At 72.1% G+C, this 23,030-nt stretch carries 21 protein-coding genes and 1 tRNA gene; 7 read left to right on the forward strand and 15 right to left on the reverse strand.

Annotation, left to right across the window (positions count from 1 at the left end):
- Positions 1-89: 89 nt before the first annotated feature.
- Positions 90-2,594 carry a ribonucleoside-diphosphate reductase subunit alpha gene (locus JOE38_RS07460; protein WP_204575566.1) on the reverse strand — a complete coding sequence of 835 codons (2,505 nt, stop codon included), beginning with the start codon at positions 2,592-2,594 and terminating at the stop codon, positions 90-92.
- Between the two features lie 378 nt (positions 2,595-2,972).
- Between JOE38_RS07460 and JOE38_RS07465 the strand changes: the two genes are divergently transcribed.
- Both JOE38_RS07465 and JOE38_RS07470 read left to right on the forward strand, forming a co-directional pair.
- A complete protein-coding gene (locus tag JOE38_RS07465) occupies positions 2,973-4,184 on the forward strand; it encodes an MFS transporter (protein ID WP_204575567.1) in 1,212 nt (403 codons plus the stop codon).
- A 100-nt stretch (positions 4,185-4,284) separates the two neighbouring features.
- Positions 4,285-4,764 carry a hypothetical protein gene (locus tag JOE38_RS07470; protein WP_204575568.1) on the forward strand — a complete coding sequence of 160 codons (480 nt, stop codon included), beginning with the start codon at positions 4,285-4,287 and terminating at the stop codon, positions 4,762-4,764.
- Between the two features lie 66 nt (positions 4,765-4,830).
- Here the strand turns inward: JOE38_RS07470 and JOE38_RS07475 are convergent, their stop codons facing one another.
- Together JOE38_RS07475 and JOE38_RS07480 are read right to left on the reverse strand one after the other, a co-directional pair.
- Positions 4,831-5,823, reverse strand: a complete 993-nt coding sequence (locus tag JOE38_RS07475) for an aldo/keto reductase (RefSeq protein ID WP_204575569.1) — start codon at positions 5,821-5,823, stop codon at positions 4,831-4,833.
- Positions 5,824-5,832: 9 nt separating this feature from the next.
- Positions 5,833-6,339 carry a hypothetical protein gene (locus JOE38_RS07480; protein ID WP_239544771.1) on the reverse strand — a complete coding sequence of 169 codons (507 nt, stop codon included), beginning with the start codon at positions 6,337-6,339 and terminating at the stop codon, positions 5,833-5,835.
- Between the two features lie 135 nt (positions 6,340-6,474).
- On the opposite strand from JOE38_RS07480, the gene JOE38_RS07485 reads away from it, so the two are divergent.
- A complete protein-coding gene (locus tag JOE38_RS07485) occupies positions 6,475-8,133 on the forward strand; it encodes a S1C family serine protease (RefSeq protein WP_239544772.1) in 1,659 nt (552 codons plus the stop codon).
- 69 nt (positions 8,134-8,202) lie between these two features.
- On the opposite strand, the gene arfA is transcribed toward JOE38_RS07485, so the two are convergent.
- The 5 genes from arfA to JOE38_RS07510 form a co-directional block, all read right to left on the reverse strand.
- Positions 8,203-9,741 carry an arabinosylfuranosidase ArfA gene (gene arfA / locus JOE38_RS07490; protein ID WP_204575571.1) on the reverse strand — a complete coding sequence of 513 codons (1,539 nt, stop codon included), beginning with the start codon at positions 9,739-9,741 and terminating at the stop codon, positions 8,203-8,205.
- Positions 9,742-9,823: 82 nt separating this feature from the next.
- A complete protein-coding gene (locus JOE38_RS07495) occupies positions 9,824-10,744 on the reverse strand; it encodes a carbohydrate ABC transporter permease (protein ID WP_204575572.1) in 921 nt (306 codons plus the stop codon).
- Positions 10,741-11,685, reverse strand: coding sequence for a carbohydrate ABC transporter permease (locus JOE38_RS07500; RefSeq protein ID WP_204575573.1), 945 nt, complete (start codon positions 11,683-11,685; stop codon positions 10,741-10,743). Before JOE38_RS07500 ends, JOE38_RS07495 begins: the two co-directional genes overlap by 4 nt.
- A gap of 86 nt (positions 11,686-11,771) precedes the next feature.
- Positions 11,772-13,121, reverse strand: coding sequence for an extracellular solute-binding protein (locus JOE38_RS07505; RefSeq protein ID WP_204575574.1), 1,350 nt, complete (start codon positions 13,119-13,121; stop codon positions 11,772-11,774).
- A 102-nt stretch (positions 13,122-13,223) separates the two neighbouring features.
- A complete protein-coding gene (locus JOE38_RS07510) occupies positions 13,224-14,225 on the reverse strand; it encodes a LacI family DNA-binding transcriptional regulator (protein ID WP_204575575.1) in 1,002 nt (333 codons plus the stop codon).
- A gap of 118 nt (positions 14,226-14,343) precedes the next feature.
- Here JOE38_RS07510 and JOE38_RS07515 point away from each other — a divergent pair, with 118 nt between their 5' ends.
- A complete protein-coding gene (locus JOE38_RS07515; protein ID WP_204575576.1) occupies positions 14,344-14,781 on the forward strand; it encodes a pilus assembly protein CpaE in 438 nt (145 codons plus the stop codon).
- A 19-nt stretch (positions 14,782-14,800) separates the two neighbouring features.
- On the opposite strand, the gene JOE38_RS07520 is transcribed toward JOE38_RS07515, so the two are convergent.
- The 7 genes from JOE38_RS07520 to galU all read right to left on the reverse strand — a co-directional run bounded on the left by JOE38_RS07520 (position 14,801) and on the right by galU (position 21,453).
- Positions 14,801-15,196 (reverse strand): DUF3054 domain-containing protein, encoded by a 396-nt coding sequence (locus JOE38_RS07520; protein ID WP_204575577.1) that lies wholly within the window; start codon positions 15,194-15,196, stop codon positions 14,801-14,803.
- A 9-nt stretch (positions 15,197-15,205) separates the two neighbouring features.
- Entirely contained in the window at positions 15,206-16,828 is a 1,623-nt protein-coding gene (locus JOE38_RS07525) for a DUF7059 domain-containing protein (protein ID WP_204575578.1), read from the reverse strand.
- Positions 16,829-16,904: 76 nt separating this feature from the next.
- A complete protein-coding gene (locus JOE38_RS07530; protein WP_204575579.1) occupies positions 16,905-18,515 on the reverse strand; it encodes a cellulase family glycosylhydrolase in 1,611 nt (536 codons plus the stop codon).
- A 111-nt stretch (positions 18,516-18,626) separates the two neighbouring features.
- A tRNA-Ala gene (locus tag JOE38_RS07535) sits at positions 18,627-18,699 on the reverse strand.
- A 65-nt stretch (positions 18,700-18,764) separates the two neighbouring features.
- On the reverse strand, positions 18,765-19,733 hold the full coding sequence (locus JOE38_RS07540) for a hypothetical protein (RefSeq protein WP_204575580.1): 969 nt from the start codon (positions 19,731-19,733) through the stop codon (positions 18,765-18,767).
- Between the two features lie 97 nt (positions 19,734-19,830).
- Complete coding sequence (locus tag JOE38_RS07545; protein ID WP_204575581.1) at positions 19,831-20,499, reverse strand: GNAT family N-acetyltransferase; 669 nt, start codon at positions 20,497-20,499, stop codon at positions 19,831-19,833.
- 57 nt (positions 20,500-20,556) lie between these two features.
- On the reverse strand, positions 20,557-21,453 hold the full coding sequence (galU, locus tag JOE38_RS07550) for a UTP--glucose-1-phosphate uridylyltransferase GalU (protein ID WP_012039135.1): 897 nt from the start codon (positions 21,451-21,453) through the stop codon (positions 20,557-20,559).
- Positions 21,454-21,493: 40 nt separating this feature from the next.
- Between galU and JOE38_RS07555 the strand changes: the two genes are divergently transcribed.
- From JOE38_RS07555 to mscL, 3 genes are read left to right on the forward strand one after another with little or no spacing between them, the layout of a single operon-like run.
- On the forward strand, positions 21,494-22,069 hold the full coding sequence (locus tag JOE38_RS07555) for a 5-formyltetrahydrofolate cyclo-ligase (protein ID WP_204575582.1): 576 nt from the start codon (positions 21,494-21,496) through the stop codon (positions 22,067-22,069).
- 6 nt (positions 22,070-22,075) lie between these two features.
- Positions 22,076-22,495 (forward strand): FmdB family zinc ribbon protein, encoded by a 420-nt coding sequence (locus JOE38_RS07560; protein ID WP_204575583.1) that lies wholly within the window; start codon positions 22,076-22,078, stop codon positions 22,493-22,495.
- A 28-nt stretch (positions 22,496-22,523) separates the two neighbouring features.
- On the forward strand, positions 22,524-23,006 hold the full coding sequence (gene mscL / locus JOE38_RS07565) for a large conductance mechanosensitive channel protein MscL (RefSeq protein ID WP_204575584.1): 483 nt from the start codon (positions 22,524-22,526) through the stop codon (positions 23,004-23,006).
- The last annotated feature ends 24 nt before the right edge of the window (positions 23,007-23,030 follow it).

Here is a 23,030-nt window from a genome sequence, read left to right on the forward strand (position 1 = left end):
AGCGGCGCCTGCCTACTGGCAGGAGTCGCACTGGAGCTCGTCCATGGGGTCCATGGGGACGACGTAGTCGCCGAACGTGTCGTCGTTCATCAGCGTGCACCTCCCACTCCGCCGAAGCCGAAGCCCTTGCGGGGCGCGGGAGCGGACTGCGGGGCCGGGGCCTCCGCGGTCGCGGTGGATGCGGGAGCGGCCTGGGCGGGCACGGCCGCGGGAGCGCCGCCGCCGAAGCCGCCGAAGCCCTTGCGCTTGGTGCCGTCGGCGTCCTGCGACTTGTCGACCTTGACGGTCGACTGCTCGGCCGTGTGGCGCGGCTTCATGTGCAGGTAGTACGTGGTCTTGACCCCGCGCTCCCACCCGGCGAAGTAGATGTCCATCATGTCCCCGAGGTCGCGCGTCTCCAGGTACATGTTGCGGCTGATGGCTTGGTCGATCCACTTCTGCGCACGCGCCGCGACCTCGAGGAACGCGTACGGCGAGAGCTGGAAGCTCGTGCGGTACGTGGCCTTGACCGAGTCCGGGATGGCGGCGATGTTCTGGATGTCGCCCTGGCTGCGCAGGATGCTCTCGCGCACGGTCTCCCAGAGGCCGAGCTCCTGCAGGTCCTTCACCAGGTTCCGGTTGACCTCGAGGAACTTGCCCGAGGAGGTGGAGCGGCTGAAGATCTGCGAGAACTGCGGGTCGAGGCCGGGCGTGGTGCCGGCGACGAGGCCGATGGACGCGGTGGGCGCGATCGCCATGAGCGTCGCGTTGCGCATGCCGCCCTTGACCTTGGCGCGCAGCGCGTCCCAGTCGAGGCGCGTGGTGCGGTTGACCTTGACGGGCACGCCGCGGTCGGCCTCCATGAGCGCGATCGAGTCGAGCGGCACGAGGCCCTCCGACCAGCGCGAGCCCTCGAAGTTCGGGTACGCGCCGCGCTCCTTCGCGAGGTCCGCCGACTCGTCGATGGCCGCGTAGGAGACGTGCTCCATGATCTCGTCGATGAGGTCGTACGACTCCTCCGACTCGTACGAGAAGCCGAGCTTCTCCACGACGTCGGTGAAGCCCATGACGCCGAGGCCCACCGCGCGGTTCTGCTGGTTGGAGAAGTCCGCCTCCTTCACGCTGGAGCGCGTGATGTCGATGAGGTTGTCGAGCTGGCGCACCGCGAGGCGCGCGCTCTGCTCGATCTTCGCGAAGTCGATCTTCCCGTCGGAGAAGTGCTGCGACAGGTTGATGGACGCCAGGTTGCAGACGGAGACGTTGTCCTCGTCCTGCGGCAGCGTGATCTCGGTGCAGAGGTTCGACAGGTGGATCGTGCCGGTGTTGTTGTTCAGGGCGCGGTTGTTGATCGTGTCCTTCCAGGTCAGCCACGGGTGGCTGGTGGTCTGGAGCGAGATGAGGATCGACTTGAACTGCTCGCGCGCCTTGATGCGCTTGAACATGCGGATGCGCCCGGCCTCGGCCTCGGCGACGTAGAACGCGTAGCGCTCCGAGAACGCCTTGCCGTACAGCTCGTTGAGGTCGGAGACCTCCAGCGGGTCGAAGAGGAACCAGTCCTCGTCGTTCTGCACGCGCTTCATGAACTCGTCGCTGATCCACACGGCCGTGTTGGCGGTGCGGGTGCGGCGGTACGGGTCGCCCGAGTTCTGGCGCAGGTCGAGGAACTCGGGGAAGTCGAGGTGCCAGTTCTCCATGTAGAAGCACAGGGCGCCGAACTTCTTGCCGCCGCGGCTGACGGCGCGGAGCACGGAGTCGATGGTGTGCATGAACGGGATCGGGCCCGTGGAGGTGGTGTTGTTCGAGCGGATGGGCGAGCCCTGCGCGCGCAGCTTGGAGACGGAGAGGCCTATGCCGCCCGTGCCCTTGGTGAGCCACATGACGTCGCGCGTGGTCTTCGCGATGTGCTCGATGTCGTCCTGCATCTCCATGACGAAGCAGTTCGCGAGCTGCGGGTAGATGGTGCCCGCGTTGACGAGGGTGGAGCCGGCCGCGAGGTACTCGAGCTTCGACATCTTCTCGTAGAAGGCGATGGCGGTCTCGGTGGGGTTCTGCTCGTTGAGCGTGAGGCCCATCGCGATGCGCATCCAGAAGTACTGGGGCACCTCGAGGGCGTCGCCGTTGCGGCCCTTGATGCCGTAGCGGTTGTTCAGCGTGACGACGCCGATGTACTTGAGCAGCTCGTCGTGCGCCGGCTCGAGGGCCTGGGCGAGGCGCTCCAGGTCGAACAGCTGCACGAGGCGGGAGTCGAGGAGCATCTCGTCGACGCCGCGCTGGATGTTGCGGGCGAAGTGCTCCGCGTGGAGGCGCTTGAGCTCCTCGGGCGACGAGTAGTCGCCGAGGACGCGCTTGTAGATGGTCTTGAGGAGGAGGCGCGCGGCGACGGTGTCGAACGCCGGGTCGTCCTTCACGTTCTGGAGCGCGACCTGGATGACAGCCTCATCCAGCTGCTGCGTGGTGATCCCGTCGAAGAGGGTGATCTCCAGCTCGGAGGCGATCTGCGTGACCCAGCCGATGTTCTCGTCGAGGCCCTGCGTCGCGTCCTCGATGGCCAGGTTGATGCGGTTCGCGTCGTACGGCTCCCGCGTGCCGTCGCGCTTCACTACGGTGATGGACACTCTGCTCCTCATGGTCTTCGTCGCCCGCGCTGATCGGCTGCGGACTGTCCTGCGGTCGGAGGCGACGCGATGCGGGTCGTACCCGCTGCGCCTGCGCCTCACCAGCCCTGGTCCTCACCAGGGGAAATGCTCGGCGAGCCCTCGTCCGCCCTGCTCCGCGGAGCCAGGACGATGGGGGTTGCCCGCCGTTCCATCACTATATATGCGGGCCCCCGGCCAGGACCAACCCCATATGTAGTGGGCGTGTCGTCCACAGGTGTGGACAACTCCGCGGACTTGTCCACAGGTTCCACAGGCTACGGAGCGCCGCCGACATCGCTGTCCGGTGGCGCCCGGGGCTGCAGGCGGAGGCCCTCCGGCCGGTAGGATCTGACCCTCGTGAGCACGTACGGAAGCCTCCTCAAGACCCGCGGCGTGGGCCGGATCATCGCCGCCCAGCTCCTGGCGCGCTTCCCGGGCGGCATGCTCTCGCTGGCGTTCCTCATGCACGTGGAGCGGATCCACGAGTCGTACGGCGCGGCCGGCCTCGTGCTCGCCGCGACGAGCATCGGCCAGGCCGTCGCCGGCCCCCTCACGAGCCGGTGGATGGGGGTCTGGGGCATGCGCCCGGTGCTCATCCTCACGTCCGTCGTCTGCACGGTCGCCGTCGTCGCGGTGGCGCTCGGCGACGACGGCACGTCCGTCCCCGTGTTCATGGCGCTCGGGCTCGTCGCGGGCCTCGCCAACCCGCCCGTGCAGCCGGCGGTCCGCACCATCTACCCGAAGATGGTCAACTCCAAGCAGCTCACGCCCCTCTTCTCGCTCGACGCGTCGGCGCAGGAGATCATCTGGGTGCTCGGGCCCGTGATCGCGACGTTCCTCGCCATCCAGGTCGACACGAGCGCCGGGATCCTCGTGGCGGCCGCCTTCCTCGTCGGCGGCGGCGCGTGGTTCATCTCCTCCCCCGAGCTCGGCCGGGTGCGCATCCCCCGCAGCAAGCGCCGGTTCGGCGTGGTGCTCGGGCGGCCTCCCGTGCTCCTCAGCACCATCGTCGGCTTCCTCCTCATCGCGGCGTGCGCGGCCATCGAGGCGGGCGTCGTCGCCGTGTTCGGACACGGCGGGCCCGAGGCGGGCTTCGTCCTCGCGATCTTCGCCGTCGGCTCGCTCATCGGCGGCCTCGCGCTCGGCCACATCCCCATCAGCCCGTGGGCCATGGCCCGGCGCATGGCGATCATCCTCGCCGGCACCGCCTTCGCGGCCGTGTCGATGAACGTCGTCTGGCTGTCGGTGTTCCTCTTCCTCGCGGGCGTCGGCATCGCGCCCGCGCTGGCCGTGCTGTTCGCCGTCGTCTCGTCCTCGGTGCGCTTCAGCGACACCGCGGAGGCCTACGGCTGGGTCGGCACCGGGCAGCTCATCGGGGCGGCGCTGGGATCCGCCGCGGCCGGCTTCGTCATCGACGCGCAGGGGGCGCAGGGCGCGTTCGTCGTCGCGGCGGCGCTGCTGGCGGCGGGCGCGGCCATCGCCGCCGTCTTCCACCGGCACAGCCCGGACCTCCGCGGCCGCGACGCCGGCCCGATCCCGGACACGGAGCCCGTCCCGGTCATGACCTGACGGTCGGCTCGGCCGGACGCGCGGAGGACCCACGGGATCCGCGCCCCAGAGTCTCCGCCCCCGCGGAAAAACAGCCCGCCGCGCTGGATAGTGTGAGGGCATGACCTCTCCGCAGACCCCTCTGACCACGCGCCGCCTGCGCGCCGGGATCGCCGGGCTGGGCCTCGTGCTCGGCCTCGCGCTCGCCGGGTGCAGCTCGCCGGCCGCCGACGACGCCGCGACGCCCACCCCGTCCGCCTCCGCATCCGCCTCCGCCGAGGCCGCGAGCCCCACGCCCGAGGCGACCACCGAGGGCGACGCCGGCTCCGGCGACGCCGCGGCCTCCGGATCCCGCGAGGCCATCGCCGCCAAGACCCGCGACATCGCCTGCGGCCTCAAGGACAAGTCGACGCTCGAGGAGTCCGACGTGCAGGCGTTCCGCGACCTCGGCACCGAGATCTCCGCCTCCACGGACAGCGGCGCCGCGGCTGCGGGCCAGCAGATCACGGCCCTCGCCGACCAGCTCGCGCCCGGCGTCGGCCAGCCGATCAGCGACGAGCTGAAGACGCAGATGTCGAGCGCCTGCGACCAGCTGCAGTAGCTCTCCCCGCACGCACGACGGCCCGGCCAGCGCGAAGCTGACCGGGCCGTCGTCCGTTCCGCGGGACTACCAGCGCGGGTGGACCGCCGCGCGGAAGTACCGGTCGTAGATGTCCGCGACCTGGCGCTCGAAGACCTCGCCGAGCCTGGGGGCGGAGCCGGCGCGCGCGTTCGCCTGGGCCTGCTCCGCGTTGCGGGCTCCGGGGATCACCGCGGAGACGCCCTCGCGCTGCACGATCCAGGCGAGCGCGACCTGCGCGGGCGTGAGGTCCGGCGCGGCCTCGTGCGCGGCGGCCGCGAACTCGCGGGCCGCGGCGACGCCGTCGTCGTAGTCGACGCCCGAGAAGGTCTCCCCCACGTCGAACGCGGCGCCCCCGCGGTTGAAGTTGCGGTGGTCGGTCTCGGCGAAGGTGGTGGCGGCGGTGTAGCGGCCGCTGAGGAGACCGGACGCGAGCGGCACGCGGGCGATGATCCCGACGCCCGCCTCGACGGCGGCCGGCAGCACGCGGTCGAGCGGCTTCAGGCGGAACGCGTTGAGGATGATCTGCACGCTCGCGACGCCGGGGCGCGCGATGGCGAGGAGGGCCTCGTCGGTCGTCTCGACGCTCACGCCATAGGACGCGATGGCGCCGTCGGCGACGAGCTCGTCGAGGGCGTCGTAGACGCGGTCGCTCGAGAACACGGGCGTGGGCGGGCAGTGCAGCTGGACGAGGTCGAGCGTCTCGACGCCGAGGTTCCGGCGCGAGCGGTCGGTCCACTCGCGGAAGCGGTCGAGGGTGAAGTTCGCGGGATCCTGCGCGTCGCGGCGGCCCATCTTCGTCGCGACGGTGACGCCGGAATCCGGGTGCGCGCGGAGCCAGGATCCGATGATGGTCTCGCTGCGACCGTCGCCGTAGACGTCGGCCGTGTCGAAGAAGGTGATGCCCGCGTCGGCCGCCGCGTCGAGCACCGCGAGCGCGTCGTCCTCGGCGACGTCACCCCAGTCCCCGCCGAGCTGCCATGTCCCGAGTCCGATGACCGAGACGTTCCGATGGGTCCTGCCGAGGCTTCTCTGCTCCATGCGTCGAGCCTACGCGCGGGGGACGTCGGCCTCGCGGTCGTCCGTCGCGGCTCGGGCGGGCCGGCGGCGGAGGGCGTGCACGGCGAGCGCGGCGATCACGGCCATCGGGCCGCCTGCGACGACGCCCGGCGCCAGGGTCACGAGCAGGGGCACGAGATCGAGGAGCCAGCGCTGCCCCAGCGGGTCGCCGAAGCTGGAGTACGGCATGGAGGTCGCGATCCCGGCGGCGAGCGCGCGCAGGCCGAGGCCCGCGGCGGGGAAGGCGACGGCGAGGATCCAGAGCACCGGGGCGAGCCAGCCGGCGAGGTCCGGCCGATCGGCCGCCCGCGCTCCCGGTCCCGACGGCGACGGCGGCCGCGGCGGGTCCTCGGTCGGGGAGGCCGGGCGCTCGGCGCCGGCGCTCGCCCGCTGGTCCGGGCTCGGCTGCGACCCGCGTGCCGAGGCCCGCTGGAACGCCGGGTCGAAGCGCGGATCCACGCCGGAGGGTTCGTCCTCTCCGTCCGACCTCCGCGTCATGCCGCTCAGGGTACGCCCGGGCAGGGCCCAGGATGCTTGGCGGACGCTCGTGCGCGTCATGGGGTGCTCATAGGGTCGCCGGGTGTGATCTCCTCATGGCCCCCACCGGGCCACCCGAGACACGAAGGACCCGTCATGAACGAGACACCCCAGGAGCCGACCGGACGTCCGGACGAGGCCCCCATCGACGCCACCCGCTCCGCCGACGCCGCGACCCCGGCCGAGACCGCACCCGCCGCGCCGGCCGCTCCCCACCCGCCGGCCGATGGCTCGCCCGCGACCGCGCAGCCCGCCTGGCCGGCGCCCGCCTGGCCGGCGCCCGCCGGTCCCGCGACCGCCGGTCCCGCCGCACCCGAGGCGCCCCGCGCGACCGCCGCGCCCGCCGCCTGGACCGCCCCGACCGACGCGCACGCCGCCACCGGCCCCGCGGTCGGCGCCGGCGCCCCCACCGCGCAGCAGCCCACCGCGCAGCAGCCCACCGCCGCCTACGCCACCGCGATGCCCGCCGGCGGCCAACCCGCCGGATCGCCGTGGCACGCCCCCGCGACCGACGCGTTCGGACGCCCGCTCGCCGTGGACGCGGCGGGCAACCCCGTGCCGCCGAAGCGCATGCGCCGCGGCCTCCGCACGGGCCTCATCGCGGGGGCGTCCGCCCTCGCGCTCCTCCTCTCCTTCGGCAGCGGCACGGCGGTGGGCTTCATGGCCGACCTCGGCCGGTCGAGCTCGCAGGCCGGGAGCTCGCAGATCCAGGACCCGGGCTCCTTCACGCCGGGCCAGGGCTTCGGCCGCGGCACGACCACGCTGCCCGGGCAGGGATCCGGCAGCGGCTCCGGCTCGGGATCCGGCACGCAGTCCGGCACCGGGCGCGGCACGTCGGTCACCTCCCCGGAGGCGACGACGGCGCAGAAGGCCGGCGTCGTCACCATCGACTCCGCGCTCACCTACGAGAACGCGGCCGGGGCCGGCACGGGCATCATCCTGTCGTCCGACGGCACGATCCTCACCAACAACCACGTCGTGAGCGGCGCCACCAGCATCCGCGTCACGGTCGAGTCGACCGGCAAGGCCTACGTCGGGAAGGTCGTCGGCACCGACGCCACGAACGACGTCGCGGTCCTCCAGCTCGAGGGCGCGTCGGGCCTGACCCCGGCGAAGCTCGACACCGACGGCGCGCAGGTCGGCGAGGCCGTCACGGGGGTCGGCAACGCGGGCGGCACCGGCACGCTCACCGCGGCGACCGGCCAGGTCACCGCGCTCGGCCAGACCATCACCACGCAGTCCGAGGGCACGGCCGCGGGCGAGACGCTCACCGACCTGATCCAGACGGACGCGGCGATCGTCTCCGGCGACTCCGGTGGGCCGCTCGTGGACGCGGAGGGCGAGGTCGTCGGCATCGACACGGCAGCCTCCTCCGGCTCCGAGCAGATCGCGGGCTTCGCGATCCCGATCGAGAAGGCCATGTCCATCGCGAAGCAGATCGAGAGCGGCGTCGAGTCCGGCACCGTGAAGATCGGCTACCCCGCGTTCCTCGGCGTGCTGCTCGCGAACGGCGCGGGCACCGTGGCGGGGGCGCCCGTCCAGGGAGTCGTCGACGGATCCGGCGCCGCGAAGGCGGGCCTCGCCCAGGGCGACGTCGTCACCTCGGTCGACGGGAAGGCCGTCGCCTCGGCCTCCGAGCTCAGCGCCGCGATCTCCGGCCACAAGCCGGGCGAGTCGGTGAAGCTCGGGTGGACCACCGCGGCCGGCGCCGCGAAGACCGGCACCGTGACCCTCACCGAGGGCCCCGTGAGCTGATCCGCTCCTCCCCCACGACGACGGCCCGCCCTGCATCGCGCACGGCGGGCCGTCGTCGTGCGGCGGACGTCAGCTGCGGGTCACGTCCAGCACCACGACCGCCCACGACAGCGCCGGGAGCGTGAGCGTGAGGCGCCCGCCCTCGGCGTGCACGCCCTCGAGCGGCACGAGCCCGACCTGCTCGCCGGAGTCGAGCGTGTTGCTCGAGAAGCGGTCGCCGCCCTCGGGCACGCGCAGGACCTCGGCGCGGAGGATCCGGCCGGCGTCGAGCCCGCGCAGCGCGACCTCGGTCGACGCCTCCTCCTCGAGCCCGCGGTTGGCGAGGAAGACCGAGACGGTGCCGGCCTCGTCGTCCCAGGTCGCGCTCACGTCGACCACGTCTGCGGTGCCGAAGCGGTCGTTGTCGTATCGGTCGCTGTCGACCTCGACCTGGAGGATCCGACCCGTCGCGAGCTGCGCCATGCGGGCGAACGGCCAGAAGATCGACTGCCGCCAGGCGGGCCCGCCCTCCTCGCTGCGGATCGGCGCGATCACGTTCACGAGCTGCGCCTGGTTCGCGATCTTCACCCGGTCGCCGTGCCGGAGGAGCGAGTTGAGCAGCGTGCCGACGACGACCGCGTCGGTGACGTTGTACTCGTCCTCGATGACCCGCGGATGCTCGCGCCAGCCCGACTCCTCGATGCGGTGCGGCTGGTCCTCGCCGTCGAGCCCGCGCTGGTACCAGACGTTCCACTCGTCGAACGAGAGGTCGATGCGCTTGCGGTTCTTCAGGCGCGCGCCGGTCGCGTCCGCGGTCGCGACCACCGAGTCGATGAAGAAGTCCATGTCGACCGCGCTGGCGAGGAAGCTCCGCACGTCGCCCTCGTTCTCGTAGTAGTAGGCGTGCAGCGAGACGTAGTCGACGACGTCGTAGGTGTGGCCGAGCACCGTCTGCTCCCACTGGCCGAACGTCGACATGCCCGAGTTGGAGCTGCCGCACGCGACGAGCTCGATGCGCGGATCCACGAGCCGCATGGCCTTGCCCGCCTCCTGCGCGAGCCGGCCGTACTCGTCGGCCGTCTTGTGCCCGATCTGCCACGGCCCGTCCATCTCGTTGCCGAGGCACCAGAGCCTGATGTCGAAGGGCTCCTCGGCGCCGTTCCTCCGGCGCATGTCGGAGTACTTCGATCCGCCGGGGTGGTTCGCGTACTCGACCAGCGAGCGCGCCGCGTCGACGCCGCGCGTGCCGAGGTTGACGGCCTCCATCACCTCGACGCCCGCGGCCTTCGACCAGCCCACGAACTCGTGCAGGCCGAACGCGTTCGTCTCCACGGTGTGCCAGGCGCCGTCGAGCCGGCGGGGCCGGTCCTCGACGGGGCCCACGCCGTCCTCCCAGTCGTAGCCCGAGACGAAGTTCCCGCCGGGGTAGCGCACGACGGTGGCGCCGAGCTCCTTGGTGAGGTCGAGCACGTCCTGCCGGTAGCCCTCGGGCGTCGCGGTGGGATGGCCCGGCTCGTAGATGCCGCTGTAGACGCACCGGCCCATGTGCTCGACGAACGAGCCGAAGAGCCGGCGGGGCACGTCGCCGATGGTGAAGTCGCGGTCGATGGTGATGCGGGCGCGGGTCATGGGCGTCCTCCTTCGCGAGCGGCCCGGGCGCGTGCGTCCCGGGCGGGATGGGTGGTGCGGGTCCGGGTGTCGTCGCGCGGGGTCACTGCCCGCCGAACCCGGTGGTCGAGATGCCCTTGATGATCTGGCGCTGGAAGAAGAGGAACACCAGGATCAGCGGCAGCGCGGCGAGCACGGCCGACGCCATGTTCTGGGCGTACTGGATCCCGTAGGCGTTCTTCACCGTCTGCAGGCCGACCGGGAGGGTCATGAGCGTGGCGTCGTTCGTGGCGATGAAGGGCCAGAGGAAGTTGTTCCACGCGCCGATGAAGACGAAGATCGCGACCGCCGAGAGGATGGGGCGCGACAGCGGCATCACGATCTGCAGGAACACGCGCACGCGTCCCGCGCCGTCGACGCGCGCGGCGTCCTCCAGCTCGATCGGGATCTGGTCGAAGAACGCCTTCAGGATGAAGACCATGGCGGGCTGCACGATCTGCGGCAGGATCACGGCCCAGAGGGTGTCCACCAGGTTGAACGACAGCATCTGGTAGAAGAGCGGGACGATGAGGATCTGCGGCGGGATGATGATCGACGCCACGATCGCGCCCATCAGCAGCTTGCGGCCGCGGAAGTCGATGCGGCTGAGCGCGTAGCCGGCGAGCGCCGAGAACACGACCGCGACGACCGTGATCACCGTGCTGGTGACGAGGCTGTTCCAGGTCCACAGCGGGATCGTGCCGCCGTTGAGCACGGACGCGTAGGCGTCGAGCGTGAACCCGCCCGCCGGGAAGACCGTCACCGGGAACGCCGCGGCGTCGGTCTCCGACTTGAACGACGTGAGCACCGCCCAGAGGAACGGCAGCAGCCACGCGGCGGCGAGGACGATGAGGATCAGGAGCGCGGCGATCCGCGACGGGGCGAACCGGGGCGTGCCCGTGCGGCCCTGGCGCGCGGCGACGCTGGTCGCGGGCTTCCGGGCGAGCGTGCCGGAGGAGAAGGCGGGACGGGTGGCGGTGGTCATGACTTCCTCCGGGTCGCGGTGAACTGGATGACCGAGATCACGACGATCAGGGCGAAGAAGATGTACGAGATGGCGGCCGAGTAGCCGAAGCGGAAGCCGGTGAACCCGGTCTCGAAGACGTACTGCACGATGGGCCGGGTCGATCCGCCCGGGCCGCCCGCGGTCATCTGGTAGATCTGGTCGAAGACCTTGAGCGACGCGAGCACCTGCAGGATCGCGAGGAGCGCGGTGGTCGGGGCGAGCTGCGGGATCGTGATGGAGAACAGCTGCCGCCACTTGCCGGCGCCGTCGAGCGCGGCGGCCTCGTACTGCTGGTCGGGGATGTTCTGCAGCGCCGCCAGGTAGATGAGGAAGTTGAACCCGACGGTCCACCACACGGTGGTGACGACGACGCTCGTCATCGCGAGGTTCGAGTCCTGCAGCCACGCGGGCTGCGGGAGGCCGAACGCCCCGGCGATCGCGTTCACGACGCCGAGCTGCGGGTTGTACATCCAGAGCCAGAACAGCGACACGACGGTGGAGGCGAGCAGGAACGGCAGGAAGAACGCCAGCCGCCAGAGCCACTGGCCGGGGAGCCCGAGGTTCACGAGGAGCGCGAGCACGAGGCCGACGACGAGGAGCGGGACGGTGCTCGCGATCGTGAACACCACGGTGTTGCCGAGCGAGCGCCACATCTGGGAGTCGCCGAAGGCCTCGGCGTAGTTCGCGAAGCCGATGAGCTCGCTGTTGGCGCCCGTGAGGCTCTGCCCGGTGAGGCTCTGGTAGAAGCCGTAGAGGACGGGCCAGACCAGGAACACCAGGAAGGTGATGAGGAACGGGGCGATGAAGAGCATCCCCATGGATTGCTCCTTGGCCCGCACCTTCGGGCTGCCCGCGGCGGGCCGCGGGGACGGGGACCCGGCCGCGGGGGCGACCGGGGTGGGTGGTGCTGCTGTCGTCACGAGTGGACTCCTTCGTCGTTTCGCTGGGAAGAGGGTGCGGCGCCGCGCATGGGCGGCGACCGCGAGATCGTTCGGGGGCGGGCGCGCTACAGGGGGTTGGGCTTCGCGAGCAGCGCGTTGATCTGCCGGATAAAGGCGTCGAGGCCGACCCCCGCCTCCTGCCGCCCGAGGAACACGTTCTGCACGTTCTCGGCGAAGTACGTCTGGAAGTCCGAGCCGGATCCGGTGAAGTACGCCACCGGGTCGTACTCGATCTGCTCGGCCGCGTTCGCATAGTGCGCTTGCGGCAGGAGCTCCGCGTACTCGGGGCTGTCGACGACCGGCTTGTACGCCGGGATGTGCCCGGCGCCCGCCCACTGCAGCGAGTTCTTCAGGAGATCGGCGACGAAGGCGTACGTCCTCTCGCGCTTGACCGGGTCCGGCGAGCTCTGGTGCGGCAGCACGAACGCGTGCGAGTCGGCGAATGTCGCGGGCGTGCCGAACAGGTTCGGGATGGGCATCGCGTCGAAGGGCACCTCCGCCTTCTGGAACGTGGGGAGCTCCCACACGCCCGTGACGATGGCGCCGCTCTTGGCGCCCGCGAACTCGGCGATGGCGGTGCCGGCGTCGCCGCTCGGGGTGGCGATCGTTCCGTCGAGCAGGGTCTGGATGTACTCGAGCGACGCGACGGCCTTGTCGCGGTCGTAGACGACCTCGCCGCCCGTGGGCAGCTCCATGTCGCCGCCCATCTGCTTGTAGAACGTGTAGAACATGCGCCACATCTGGGCGCCGTCGCCGAGGTAGCCGTAGCTGAGGCCGTGCTCGCCGGTGACGGCCTGCATCGCCCGCATGACCTCGAGGAACCGGTCAGGCGACGTGATCTCCTCGAGCTGGCCGTCGCCGCCCAGGACGCCCGCCTGGGCCGCGATGTCCGTGTTGTACATGAGGATGAACGGGTGGCTGTCGAGGGCGATGGAGTACAGCTGCCCGTCGACGACGCCCTTATCCCAGACGCGCGGCTCGAAGTCGGCCTGGGTGACGCCGAGTTCGGCGAGCCTGTCGGTGTCCCACGGATCGAGCAGGCCGCCGGGCGCGAAGCCGGGCACGCGGGCCGCGTGCATCACCGCGACGTCCGGTGCTCGGCCGCCCACCGACGCCATGGCGAGCTTCGTGTAGTACGGCTGGCCCCAGGCGAGGACGGTGGCGGTCACGTCGAAGCCGCCGCCGGAGTCGTTCGCCTCCTTCACCATCTCCGTCATCCGGATGCCGTCGCCTCCGGACAGCAGATGCCAGTACTTCAGGTCGACGATGCCGCCGGCCGACGCCACCTGGGGCGCGCAGCCGGAGAGGCCCCCGACCAGGAACGCGCCGCCCAGGGCCGCCGCTCCGCCCATGAGGATCTGACGCCTCGACCATGCCGAGGGACGTCCCCCGGCCTTTCCTGCAACAGGATCCATTGACCACTCCTTCGTGATGCAGCGATCATTACATCGTTGTAATGCGGAGCGCAACGTTTCCGCCGGACGATCCTCCGGACGTTCGCGGAGCAGCAGGCCGGGTCAGGCGGTCGGGCGCGTGCTGCCGCGGACGACGATGCGGTGCGGGATCACGAGCTGCACGGGCGGGCCGTCGCGCTCCTCGATCCGGCGCACCAGCTGGCCGACGGCCGCCTCCGCGTAGGCGCGGATGTCGAAGTGCACGGACGTGAGGGTCGGGATCGAGAAGCGCGACTGGTCGACGTCGTCGAATCCCGCGACCTGGATGTCCTCGGGGACGCGGATGCCGTGGTCGGCGAGCGCGCGCAGGGCGCCGAACGCGAGGCCGTCCGTGAAGCAGAACAGCGCGTCCGGGAGAGGATTGCCATCGGCCAGCCAGGCGTCGACGGCCTCCGCACCTGACGCGCTGTTCCAGCCCGTGCGGTCGATCTCGATGGGCGCCTCGCCCGCCTCCTCCATCGCGCGCCGGTAGCCGATGCGGCGGAGATCGCCCGCCGCGGACTCCTCGCGGGTGGCCGTGCCGACCGCGGCGATGCGCCGGGCGCCCGTGCCGAGGAGGAAGCGCGTCATGTCGTACGCCGCCTGGACGCTGTCGACGAGCACCCGGTCGACGATCTCCTGCTCGACCTCGCCGATCACCACCACGGGCGGCAGCGACTCGGCGCGGGAGATGGCGCTCCGCGAGAGGAGGACGGGGTTGAGGATCAGGCCGTCGACCAGGTGCTCGCGCGCGCGGGACATGAGGTCGCGCTCGCGGTCGGGCCGCGAGCCCGTCTCCTCCATCTGGATGCTGTAGCCGGCCTCGTGCGCGACCTCCACGAGGTGGTGGGCGAGCTCCGCGGAGTACGCGGTGCCGAGGTCGGGCAGGGCCACCGCGATGACGCCCGTGCGCCCGTTGCGGAGGCCGCGCGCGGAGAGGTTCGGCACGTAGTCGAGGTCGGCGACGGCCCGCTCGACGCGCTCGCGGGTCGCGGGACTCACGGCCACGCGGCCGGTGATCACGTTCGACACGGTCTTCGGGGAGACCCCGGCACGCGCGGCGACGTCCTTGACTGTCGCGCGCATGGTCCTCCCCGTGTCCGTCCGGCGGCGGCGTCTGCCGCAGGCGGTGCCCCGAATCTAATGCACGCGCATTCCCCCGCCTGCGGAGGCGGCACCCGGGAGCGCCCGGCATACTGCACGGATGATCTCCACCGCGCACGCCACGACCCTCCTGGAGCTCGGCCTCGAGTGGAGCCCCGAGCCCGGCGACCGGTTCCGGATCCGCGGCCAGGGCTTCGAGTCCGACGTCTTCACCATCAGCGAGCTCACGATCGAGGCGCACGAGCACGCGACCGGCACCGTCCTCGGCTTCAACGGCACGACGGAGTGGGCGCTCGACTCCGTGGCGCTCGAGGACAGCCTGTGGCTGCCGCGCGAGGACCAGCTCCGGGCGCTGCTCGGCGGCGCCTTCCGGTCGCTGCGGCGCGAGATCGGCGGAGCGGAGGACGGCGCGCACGTGGTGCTCGTCGTGATCGACGGCGCCGAGGTCGAGCACCGGGACCTCGAGGCCGAGGAGGCCTACGCGAAGGCGCTCATCGCCGTGATGGAGGCCGCTGCCCCCATGCCGCCCGCCGCCTGACGCGGGGCGGCCGGCAGGATCAGGCCCGGGCGCGCCGACGGACGACGACGGCCGAGATCGCGCGCCAGCCGAGCATCAGCAGCCCCAGGATGATCGCGGTCGTGATCACGAACGGCACCACGACGCCCTCGCCGCTGAGCGCGCGGAGCACCATGCCCACCACGAGCGTCACGCCCCAGACCAGGAGGCCGGTGGGCACGACGCGCGACGGGCTGCGCCAGGCCCGGGCGACGATCCAGCCGACGAGCCCTCCCGCGAGGAACGGCCAGGCGGTGCCGAGGACGCCCGACGGCGCGAGGTCCTCGCCGTGGCTCGCGCGGCCGATGAGGACGAAGACGACGATGAGCGCGGCGTCGAGCACTCCGGCGCGGACGATCTCGGGACGGGCGGCGCGGCGGGCGGTTCGGGGAGTCACCCCGCGATCCTAGGCGTCGCGCCCTGGGCGGTCGGCGAGCCCCTCCCCTGCCGCGGCCTCGCGTGGCAGCGCCAGGAAGCCGTCGGCGACGAGCGCGCGGATCCGCGGCAGCAGCTCGGCGCGCAGGGCGCCCGGGTCCACCGCGGTGAGCTGCGCCACGGCGTCGACGATGGCGCCGACCGCGAGCTCCCCGTCGCACGCGCCGACGAGCGCCGCGAGCCCGGTGTCGAGCGGCACCTCGCGGCCGAAGCCCGCGCCCTGGCGGAGCGTCATGACCGTGGGATCCTCGGCGCCCGGCCAGTAGTGCCGCTCCTCCGTGACGTCGCCGGCCACCACGAGCGCGAGCCCGGCGAGGGCGCGGTCGTCGACGCCGGCGAGGGCGTCGTGCGCGGCGAGGGAGGCCTGGAGGTGGTCGCCGAGGCCGGTGGGGTTGTGGCCGAGGCCGCCGTGCAGCCGCTCGATCCGGCGGAGCGTCGGCGCCCCCGCGACCGGCCGGCGGAGGGTGAGGTAGCCGAATCCGACGCCGTCTACGCCACGCGCGGCGAAGTCGTCGAGCCAGGCGCCCATGAGGGCCTCCGACTCCGGGGTGCCGGCGCGGGTGCCGCCGTCGCGGATCCACGTCTCGGCGTACAGCGCGGCGTCCTGCACCTCGCGTTCGACGATCCACGCGTCGAGGCCGGATCCGGTGCGCGCCGCCGCGCGGTCGAGCCACCCCGCGACGCGCTCGAGGCCGGGCTCCCCGGCGCGGTGCTCCCAGTTGCCGAGGAGCTGGGCGACGCCGCCGGGCGTGAGGTGGTCGGCGAGGGCGGCGACGACGCCCTCCACGAGCGCGTCGCCGACGAGGCCCGCGTCGCGGTACTCGTAGGCCGGCACGCCCTCCGCGCGCGGGGTGATCACGAACGGCGGGTTCGAGACGATGTGGTCGAACCGCTCCCCCGCGACCGGCTCGAACAGGCTGCCGAGCCGGAGCTCGATGGTCGTGATCCCGTTGAGTGCCGCGTTGAGCGCCGCGAACGCGAGGGCGCGCGCGGAGATGTCGGTCGCCACGACGCGGTCGGCGTGGCGGGAGGCGTGCAGCGCCTGGATCCCGCAGCCGGTGCCGAGGTCGAGGGCGCTCGCGACGGGCGCGGAGATCATGAGGCCGCTGAGGGTGGCCGACGCGCCGCCGACGCCGAGCACGTGGTCCTCGTCGAGGGCGCCGCCGGTGGCGAGCTCGCCCAGGTCGGACGCGATCCACCACTCGCCGACGCCGTGCGCGTCGATGAAGCCGTAGGGGCGGAGGTCGACCGCGGGTCGCACGCGGTCGCCATCGACCTCGACGAGGCCGAGGCGCCGCGCGCCGTCGAGGCCGAGCGTCGGCAGGGCGGCGCGGAGGTCGTCCGCGTCGACCGGATCGCCGAGCACGAACAGGGCCGCGAGCGCGGCGGCCGCGGGGAGTCCGTCGGCGGTGCGGGCGGCCTCGACGGCGCGACGGGCCGGGATCCGGTTCCCGCGGTGCAACGCCTGCCCGGCCGCGTCGCCCCACACGTCGAGCGCCGACGCGAGGGTGAAGGGCGCCGCCTCGAGGTCGGCGCGCAGCGCACGCACCTCGGGGCTCGCGATGGTCACGGGCGGGATCGCGGGGCGGGGCACCGGTCGAGCTTAACCGGCGAGGCGCCGGCCGCCGGGCGGGTGCCCGGCGACCGGCGCCGTGGATGCGGGAAGGAGGTCAGCGGCTCGTGACGGTGAGCTGCGGCGAGGACGGGGCCGGACCGCCTGCGGCCTGCAGGCCGACGTGGACGGTCTGACCCGCGGACAGCGCACCCGCCCAGTCGGCGCCCGTGCACGTCACGGTGCCGGAGTCGACCGTGCAGCGCATGCCCCAGCTGTTCCCGACGGAGGTCGTGCCGGGGCTCGCCCAGGACACGGTCCACCCGGCGACCGCGGACTTCGCGGTGACGTCGAGGCCCGCGACGTAGCCGGACGACCAGGATCCGCCCGGCTGCCACGTGGCCGTCACGGCGCCCGACGTGGAGGGCGCGGGCTGCGGCTGCGGCTGCGGCTGCGGCGCGGGCGTGGATCCGGCCGATGAGCCGGAGCCCGACGAGGAGCCGGAGCCGGACCCCGAGCTGGAACCCGAACCCGACGACTGAGCCGGGTGCAGGATCGGCGCCATCGCGTCGAGCTTCGCCTGCTCGGGCGTGACCCAGTCGCTCTGCACGAGCCCGCCGGTGTCACCGCTGTCGGGGTTGAACGACCAGAACGAGGAGCTGATGCCGGTGGTCTGGAGGTACGACACCAGCGTCGTCAGCCACTGCTTGTCGCTGGTGGTCTCGAGCTTCGTGCCGAACTCGCCGAGCAGCACCGGGGCGATGCTCTTCTTCGCGAGGTAGCCCCAGTGGGCGTCCCACACGCTGGGCAGGTTGTTCGGGTAGTCCGGCGAGCTGAACCACGACTGCGCGTAGATGCTCGCGGGGTAGTCGTGCGGCGAGTACACGACGCGGTTCGCGACGCTCAGCTCGACGGGCTTGTCGCCCGCGGCGCCGAGGGCCCCGCCCCACCACGTGCCGGATCCGTCGGGCTGCTTGTCGGTGCCCTCGACGATGACCAGCAGGTTCGGGTTCACCGACAGCACCGCGTCGCCCCCGCGCTCGGCGGCGAGCCGCCAGTCGGTGGCCGTGTCCCCGGAGCCCCAGGTCGCCTGGCCGTGCGGCTCGTTGTGCAGGTCGACGCCGATGACCGTGGGGTCGTCCTTGTAGCGGTCCGCGAGCATCTTCCAGTCGGAGATCCACTGGGACTCGGGGAGGTCGTTCGTGTACCACAGCTCGGACTGGCCGTCGGTGGTCGGGCGGTGCTGGTCGAGGAACACGTTGAGGCCGTTGGCCTTCGCGGAGGCGATGGCACGGTCCATGAGCTGCAGCGGGGTGATGCCCTTCAGGTCCGGATTGGCGGTGGTCCCCCAGTCGGCGACGCTCGAGGCGCGGAGGCAGCTGTTCGCGAACGGCATGCGCACCGTCGTGAAGCCCATGTCGTGCAGGTGCTTCATGCCGCTGTCGAGGGTAATCTTGTCGAGACCGTGGAGCACGCACCCCGACGACTCGAGCCCGAACCAGGCGGCGCCGCGGATCGTGTACGTGGAACCGGTGGAGTCGACGATCTTCCCGCCGTCCGTGTGGAGCCATCCGGACGCGGTGGATGAGGTCGACGCCGCGGCGGGGTGCGCCGAGGCGGAGCCCGGGTCAGCTGCGGAGGCCGAGGCAGCTGACGCTCCCGCCGTCGCGAGCGCGACCGGGAGGAGCAGTCCGAGCAGTGCGGAGGTGAGGCCTCTTCGTGTCTTCATGCGGGAAGGCTAGGACCGCATCGCGCGTCGCGTTCCCATCCCTCACAGGGCGTGAGGGTGCCCAGTCATCCGCAGGGGACAAGCAAAAACCCCGCCGGAGCGGGGTTCTTGTGGACCTAAGGAGATTCGAACTCCTGACCTCCTCGATGCGAACGAGGCGCGCTACCAACTGCGCCATAGGCCCTGACAACTCCACGAGACTACCACGTCACGCGGAGCCCTCCGAACCGCGGGCCCGGAGGCGGTGGGTCAGCCGACCGCCCGGCGGCGACGCAGCACCTCGTCGAGGTCGCCCATGCCGGGCTCCGCGTCGTCGACGATGCCCATGCGCGAGAAGCGGCTGACGGGAGCGGTGCGCGCGGCGGGCGCTGCCGGGGCGGCGGATGCGGCGGGCGCGTCTGCCTCCTCCTCGGCGGACAGGCGCGCGACCTCGGGCTCGAGGTGCGCGCGTCGCAGCGTCTCCTCCGACGCGGCGGCGGCGCGGCGCATCTCCTCGACGGGCGAGAGCGGCGCGCGTGGCGCGCTGCCCGCGCCGGGACGCGGGCCGGGCGCCTGCGAGCGGGAGAGGTAGAGCGGCTTGGGCACGGGCACCGGCGTCCACGACTCGCCCTCCTCGCGATCGGCGACGGGCGCGGCGGGCTGCTCGGCGGACTCGTGGAAGTCGGTGAAGCCCGTCTGCGGACGCGGCCGGGCCTCGGGCGCCTGCAGGCGGCGGGCGGCGGCGACCTGGGACATGCGCTGCAGGATCGCGAGCGAGCCCATGGTGGCGAGGGACGAGATCACGAGCAGCGTCCAGGCGCCGGCACCGGCGACCTGGGCGATGCCGGCGATCACGCCCACGAGGGCGAGCGCGAGGATGGCGGTGGCGACGAGCCGGGTGCGGCGGAGGCGCGTGGCGGCGGAGGGCGACGTTGCGGACACGGGGGCCACTTTCGGTAGGGCGCGCTGGGCGGCGGCGTCTCGCGCACGCGCGGCGGCTTCGGCTTCTTCTGCGGCCCGGCGGAGGGCGCGCTGCTGCTCGACGACGCTGCGGGCACGGGTCTCGGCGCGCACCGCGTCGGGGACCTCGGCCGTCTCGGCCAGGATCCGCAGGGTCTGCTGGAGGCGCACGGCGTTGCGCTCGGTCGCCATGTACTGGCGCCGGTGCAGCCACGTGGGCAGCAGGTAGGCGAGCCAGAGCACCGCGGAGAGCGCGATGATGATGCCGCCGGATTGCATGTCCCGAGGCTAGGAGGTCCGGCGGGCACGGCGCGGGAAGCGCGCCGCGTGTCCACGGCGACACCGGCGCATCCGCAGGTCCGCGGACGCGCGGAGGTCAGATCCGGCGCTGCACGGCAAGGGGCACGGCGGCCGCCTGCACGTCGGCGTCGGGGACGCGCGACCACTCGGGATCCACGCCGCCCTCCTTCCAGCGCGCGAGCACGCTGGTGGAGAGCTCCTCGACGACGAGGCCGAAGCAGAAGTGGTCGCGCCAGTCGCCGTTGATGTGGATGTAGCGGCGGCGCAGCCCCTCGTAGCGGAAGCCGAGCTTCTGGACCACGCGGAGGCTGGGCGCGTTCTCCGGGCGGATGCAGATCTCCATCCGGTGGAGCCCGAGCGTCGTGAAGCAGTAGTCGGTCGCCAGCGCGACGGCCGTGGGCGTGACGTTCCGCCCCGCGAACTCCTGGCCGACCCAGTAGCCGATGGTCGCGCTCGAGAGCGAGCCGTAGGCGATGGAGGACACGTTGAGCTGTCCGGCGAACTCGTCGTCGTAGTCGATGACGAGCGGGACCCCGAGGCCCGCTCGCGCGTTGGCCTGCAGCGACCGGATGCTCGCCCGCGTGTCGAAGGCCATCGGCGCGTAGGGGCTCGTGGCCTCCCACTTGCGGAGCCAGGAGCGGTTGTCGAGCAGCGAGCGCTCGAGGGCCCGCGAGTCGCGGAGCCGGATGGGCCGGACGGAGATGCGCCCGTCCCGCATGGTGGGTACGGTCTGCGGCACGTCCATGAGCCTAGGCCTCAGCGCGGGCGCCGGTGCGACCCGGCCCCGCGTCGCGGACCCGGATCAGCGCTCGAGCGTCTTGACGAACTCGGGCAGCCACTCGCGCAGGCCCTCGCCGAGGTCCTCGTGGTCGACGCCGAGCTGGACGATGGCCTTCAGGTAGTCGAGCCGGTCGCCCGTGTCGTAGCGGCGGCCGCGGAACACGACGCCGTAGACGCCGCCGGTCCACTCGGGTGCGGCGGCCATCTTCTCGAGCGCGTCGGTGAGCTGGATCTCGCCGCCCTTGCCGGGCTCCGTCTTGTGCAGCACGTCGAAGACCTCGGGGCGCAGCACGTAGCGGCCGATGATCGCGAGGTTGGAGGGCGCGGTGCCGGCGGCGGGCTTCTCGACCATGCCGGTGATGCGCACGACGTCGTCATCGTCGGTCTCCTCGACCGTGGCGACGCCGTAGAGGTGCGTCTGCGAGGGATCGACCTCGAGCAGCGCGACGACGGAGCAGCCGCGCTGGAGCTGGACCTCGATCATGCGGGACAGGAGCACGTCGCGCTTGTCGATGATGTCGTCGCCGAGGAGCACGGCGAACGGCTCGCGGCCCACGTGCATCTCGGCGCGGAGCACCGCGTGGCCGAGGCCCTTGGGGTCGCCCTGGCGGACGTAGTGCATGTCGGCGAGGTCGGTGGACTCGTTGACCTTGCGGAGCTTCGCGTCGTCGCCCTTGAGCTGGAGGGTGGCCTCGAGCTCGGCGTTGCGGTCGAAGTGGTTCTCGAGGGCGGTCTTGTTGCGGCCCGTGATCATGAGGACGTCGTGCAGTCCCGCTCCCACGGCCTCCTCCACCACGTACTGGATGGCCGGGCGGTCGACGACCGGCAGCATCTCCTTCGGCATCGCCTTCGTCGCGGGAAGGAATCGCGTTCCGAGTCCCGCGGCGGGGATGACGGCCTTAGTGATGTGGGTGACCATGCGATCGAGCGTAGCGGGCGAACATACCTAGACTCGAACCATGCCGAGCGATGTCGGGAACGAGAAGAGGGCGCTGCGCGCCCAGCTGCGGGAGCGTCGTCGGCAGATGACCTCGACGGAGCGCGACGAGGCGGCGCACGGGCTGACGAGCCGGTTGACCGAGCTCGTGGCGAACCACGACGCGAGCCGGGTCGCCTGCTACCTGTCCACGGTCGACGAGCCCACCACGCGGCCGTTCCTCCAGTGGCTGCACGCGAACGACCGGCAGGTGCTCCTGCCGGTGTCGCGCAACGACGGCCTGCTCGACTGGGTCGTGAGCGACGGCACGGAGACCGAGGGCCTCTTCGGCCTGCCGGAGCCGGTGGGCGAGCTGCTCGGACCGATCGCCATCAACGACGTCGACCTCATCGTCGTGCCCGCCGCGGCGGTCGACCAGGGCGGGATGCGCATGGGATGGGGCCGCGGCTACTTCGACAAGACCCTCGGATCCATGGAGGCCTGCCCCCCGGTCTACGCTGTGGTGTTCGACGCCGAGTTCGTCGACGAGCTCCCGCGGGAGAAGCACGACATGCCGGTCGACGGCATCGTGACCCCGACCCTCATCCACTCCTTCTAGGGACCCATGCCCACGTACTCCTACCGCTGCACGGTGTGCGGCAACGCCTTCGACATCGTCCAGGCGTTCACCGACGACTCCCTCACCGAGTGCCCCGTGTGCGGCGGCAAGCTCCGCAAGCTGTTCGCCGCGGTCGGCGTGAGCTTCACCGGCAGCGGCTTCTACCGCAACGACTCGCGCACCGAGGACGCGGCCAAGCGGTCGCGGTCGTCGTCGGGGTCGGCGAAGTCGTCCGGATCGGGGGCGTCGGACTCTTCGTCATCCGGATCGTCGGGCTCCTCGTCCTCGTCTTCGTCATCCGGATCGTCGGACTCCTCCGGGTCGTCCGGATCCGGCACCGTCGGCCAGGGCTCCGGTACCGTGACCCCCAGCACCCCCTCCGGTCCCGCGTCCTCGGGCTCCGGTCCGTCCTCGCCGTCCACCTGATCGGGCGGCCCGCCAGACAGGAGCACCCATGAAGGGCTTCAAGGAGTTCATCCTCCGCGGCAACGTCATCGACCTCGCGGTCGCGGTCGTCATCGGCGCCGCGTTCACCGCGATCGTGACGGCCATCGTCACGTCCGTCTTCAACCCGCTGATCGCGGCGCTCTTTAACGCGTCGACGCTCGCCGACGCCTTCAAGGTCGAGATCCCGACGGCGAACGGCGAGACATCCACCCTTCTCTTCGGAGCCGTGCTCGCCGCGCTGATCAACTTCCTCATCGTCGCCGCGGTCGTCTACTTCGCGCTCGTGCTGCCCGTGAACCACCTCAAGAAGGTCGCGTTCGCGAAGCAGAAGGCCGCCGAGGAGGCGACGCCCAAGGACGTGCCGCCGACCGAGGCCGAGCTGCTCATCGAGATCCGCGACCTGCTCGCCGGGCGGCCGTCGCCCGAGGGCGCGCACACGATCGCGTCGTCCACCGGCCAGCACGTGGCGGAGCCCGGGAAGCCGACCTAGCGCTCCACCCGCGCTACCCGACCG

The organism is Clavibacter michiganensis, from assembly GCF_016907085.1.
GTDB lineage: Bacteria > Actinomycetota > Actinomycetes > Actinomycetales > Microbacteriaceae > Clavibacter > Clavibacter michiganensis_O.

Coding starts and splice junctions, on each gene's coding strand:
- JOE38_RS07470 (WP_204575568.1), top strand. CDS start 4,285: ATGACCTCTCCGCAGACCCCTCTGACCACGCGCCGCCTGCGCGCCGGG.
- JOE38_RS07475 (WP_204575569.1), bottom strand. CDS start 5,823: ATGGAGCAGAGAAGCCTCGGCAGGACCCATCGGAACGTCTCGGTCATC.
- JOE38_RS07480 (WP_239544771.1), bottom strand. CDS start 6,339: ATGACGCGGAGGTCGGACGGAGAGGACGAACCCTCCGGCGTGGATCCG.
- JOE38_RS07485 (WP_239544772.1), top strand. CDS start 6,475: ATGAACGAGACACCCCAGGAGCCGACCGGACGTCCGGACGAGGCCCCC.
- arfA (WP_204575571.1), bottom strand. CDS start 9,741: ATGACCCGCGCCCGCATCACCATCGACCGCGACTTCACCATCGGCGAC.
- JOE38_RS07495 (WP_204575572.1), bottom strand. CDS start 10,744: ATGACCACCGCCACCCGTCCCGCCTTCTCCTCCGGCACGCTCGCCCGG.
- JOE38_RS07505 (WP_204575574.1), bottom strand. CDS start 13,121: ATGGATCCTGTTGCAGGAAAGGCCGGGGGACGTCCCTCGGCATGGTCG.
- JOE38_RS07510 (WP_204575575.1), bottom strand. CDS start 14,225: ATGCGCGCGACAGTCAAGGACGTCGCCGCGCGTGCCGGGGTCTCCCCG.
- JOE38_RS07515 (WP_204575576.1), top strand. CDS start 14,344: ATGATCTCCACCGCGCACGCCACGACCCTCCTGGAGCTCGGCCTCGAG.
- JOE38_RS07530 (WP_204575579.1), bottom strand. CDS start 18,515: ATGAAGACACGAAGAGGCCTCACCTCCGCACTGCTCGGACTGCTCCTC.
- JOE38_RS07540 (WP_204575580.1), bottom strand. CDS start 19,733: ATGCAATCCGGCGGCATCATCATCGCGCTCTCCGCGGTGCTCTGGCTC.
- JOE38_RS07545 (WP_204575581.1), bottom strand. CDS start 20,499: ATGGACGTGCCGCAGACCGTACCCACCATGCGGGACGGGCGCATCTCC.
- galU (WP_012039135.1), bottom strand. CDS start 21,453: ATGGTCACCCACATCACTAAGGCCGTCATCCCCGCCGCGGGACTCGGA.
- JOE38_RS07555 (WP_204575582.1), top strand. CDS start 21,494: ATGCCGAGCGATGTCGGGAACGAGAAGAGGGCGCTGCGCGCCCAGCTG.
- JOE38_RS07560 (WP_204575583.1), top strand. CDS start 22,076: ATGCCCACGTACTCCTACCGCTGCACGGTGTGCGGCAACGCCTTCGAC.
- mscL (WP_204575584.1), top strand. CDS start 22,524: ATGAAGGGCTTCAAGGAGTTCATCCTCCGCGGCAACGTCATCGACCTC.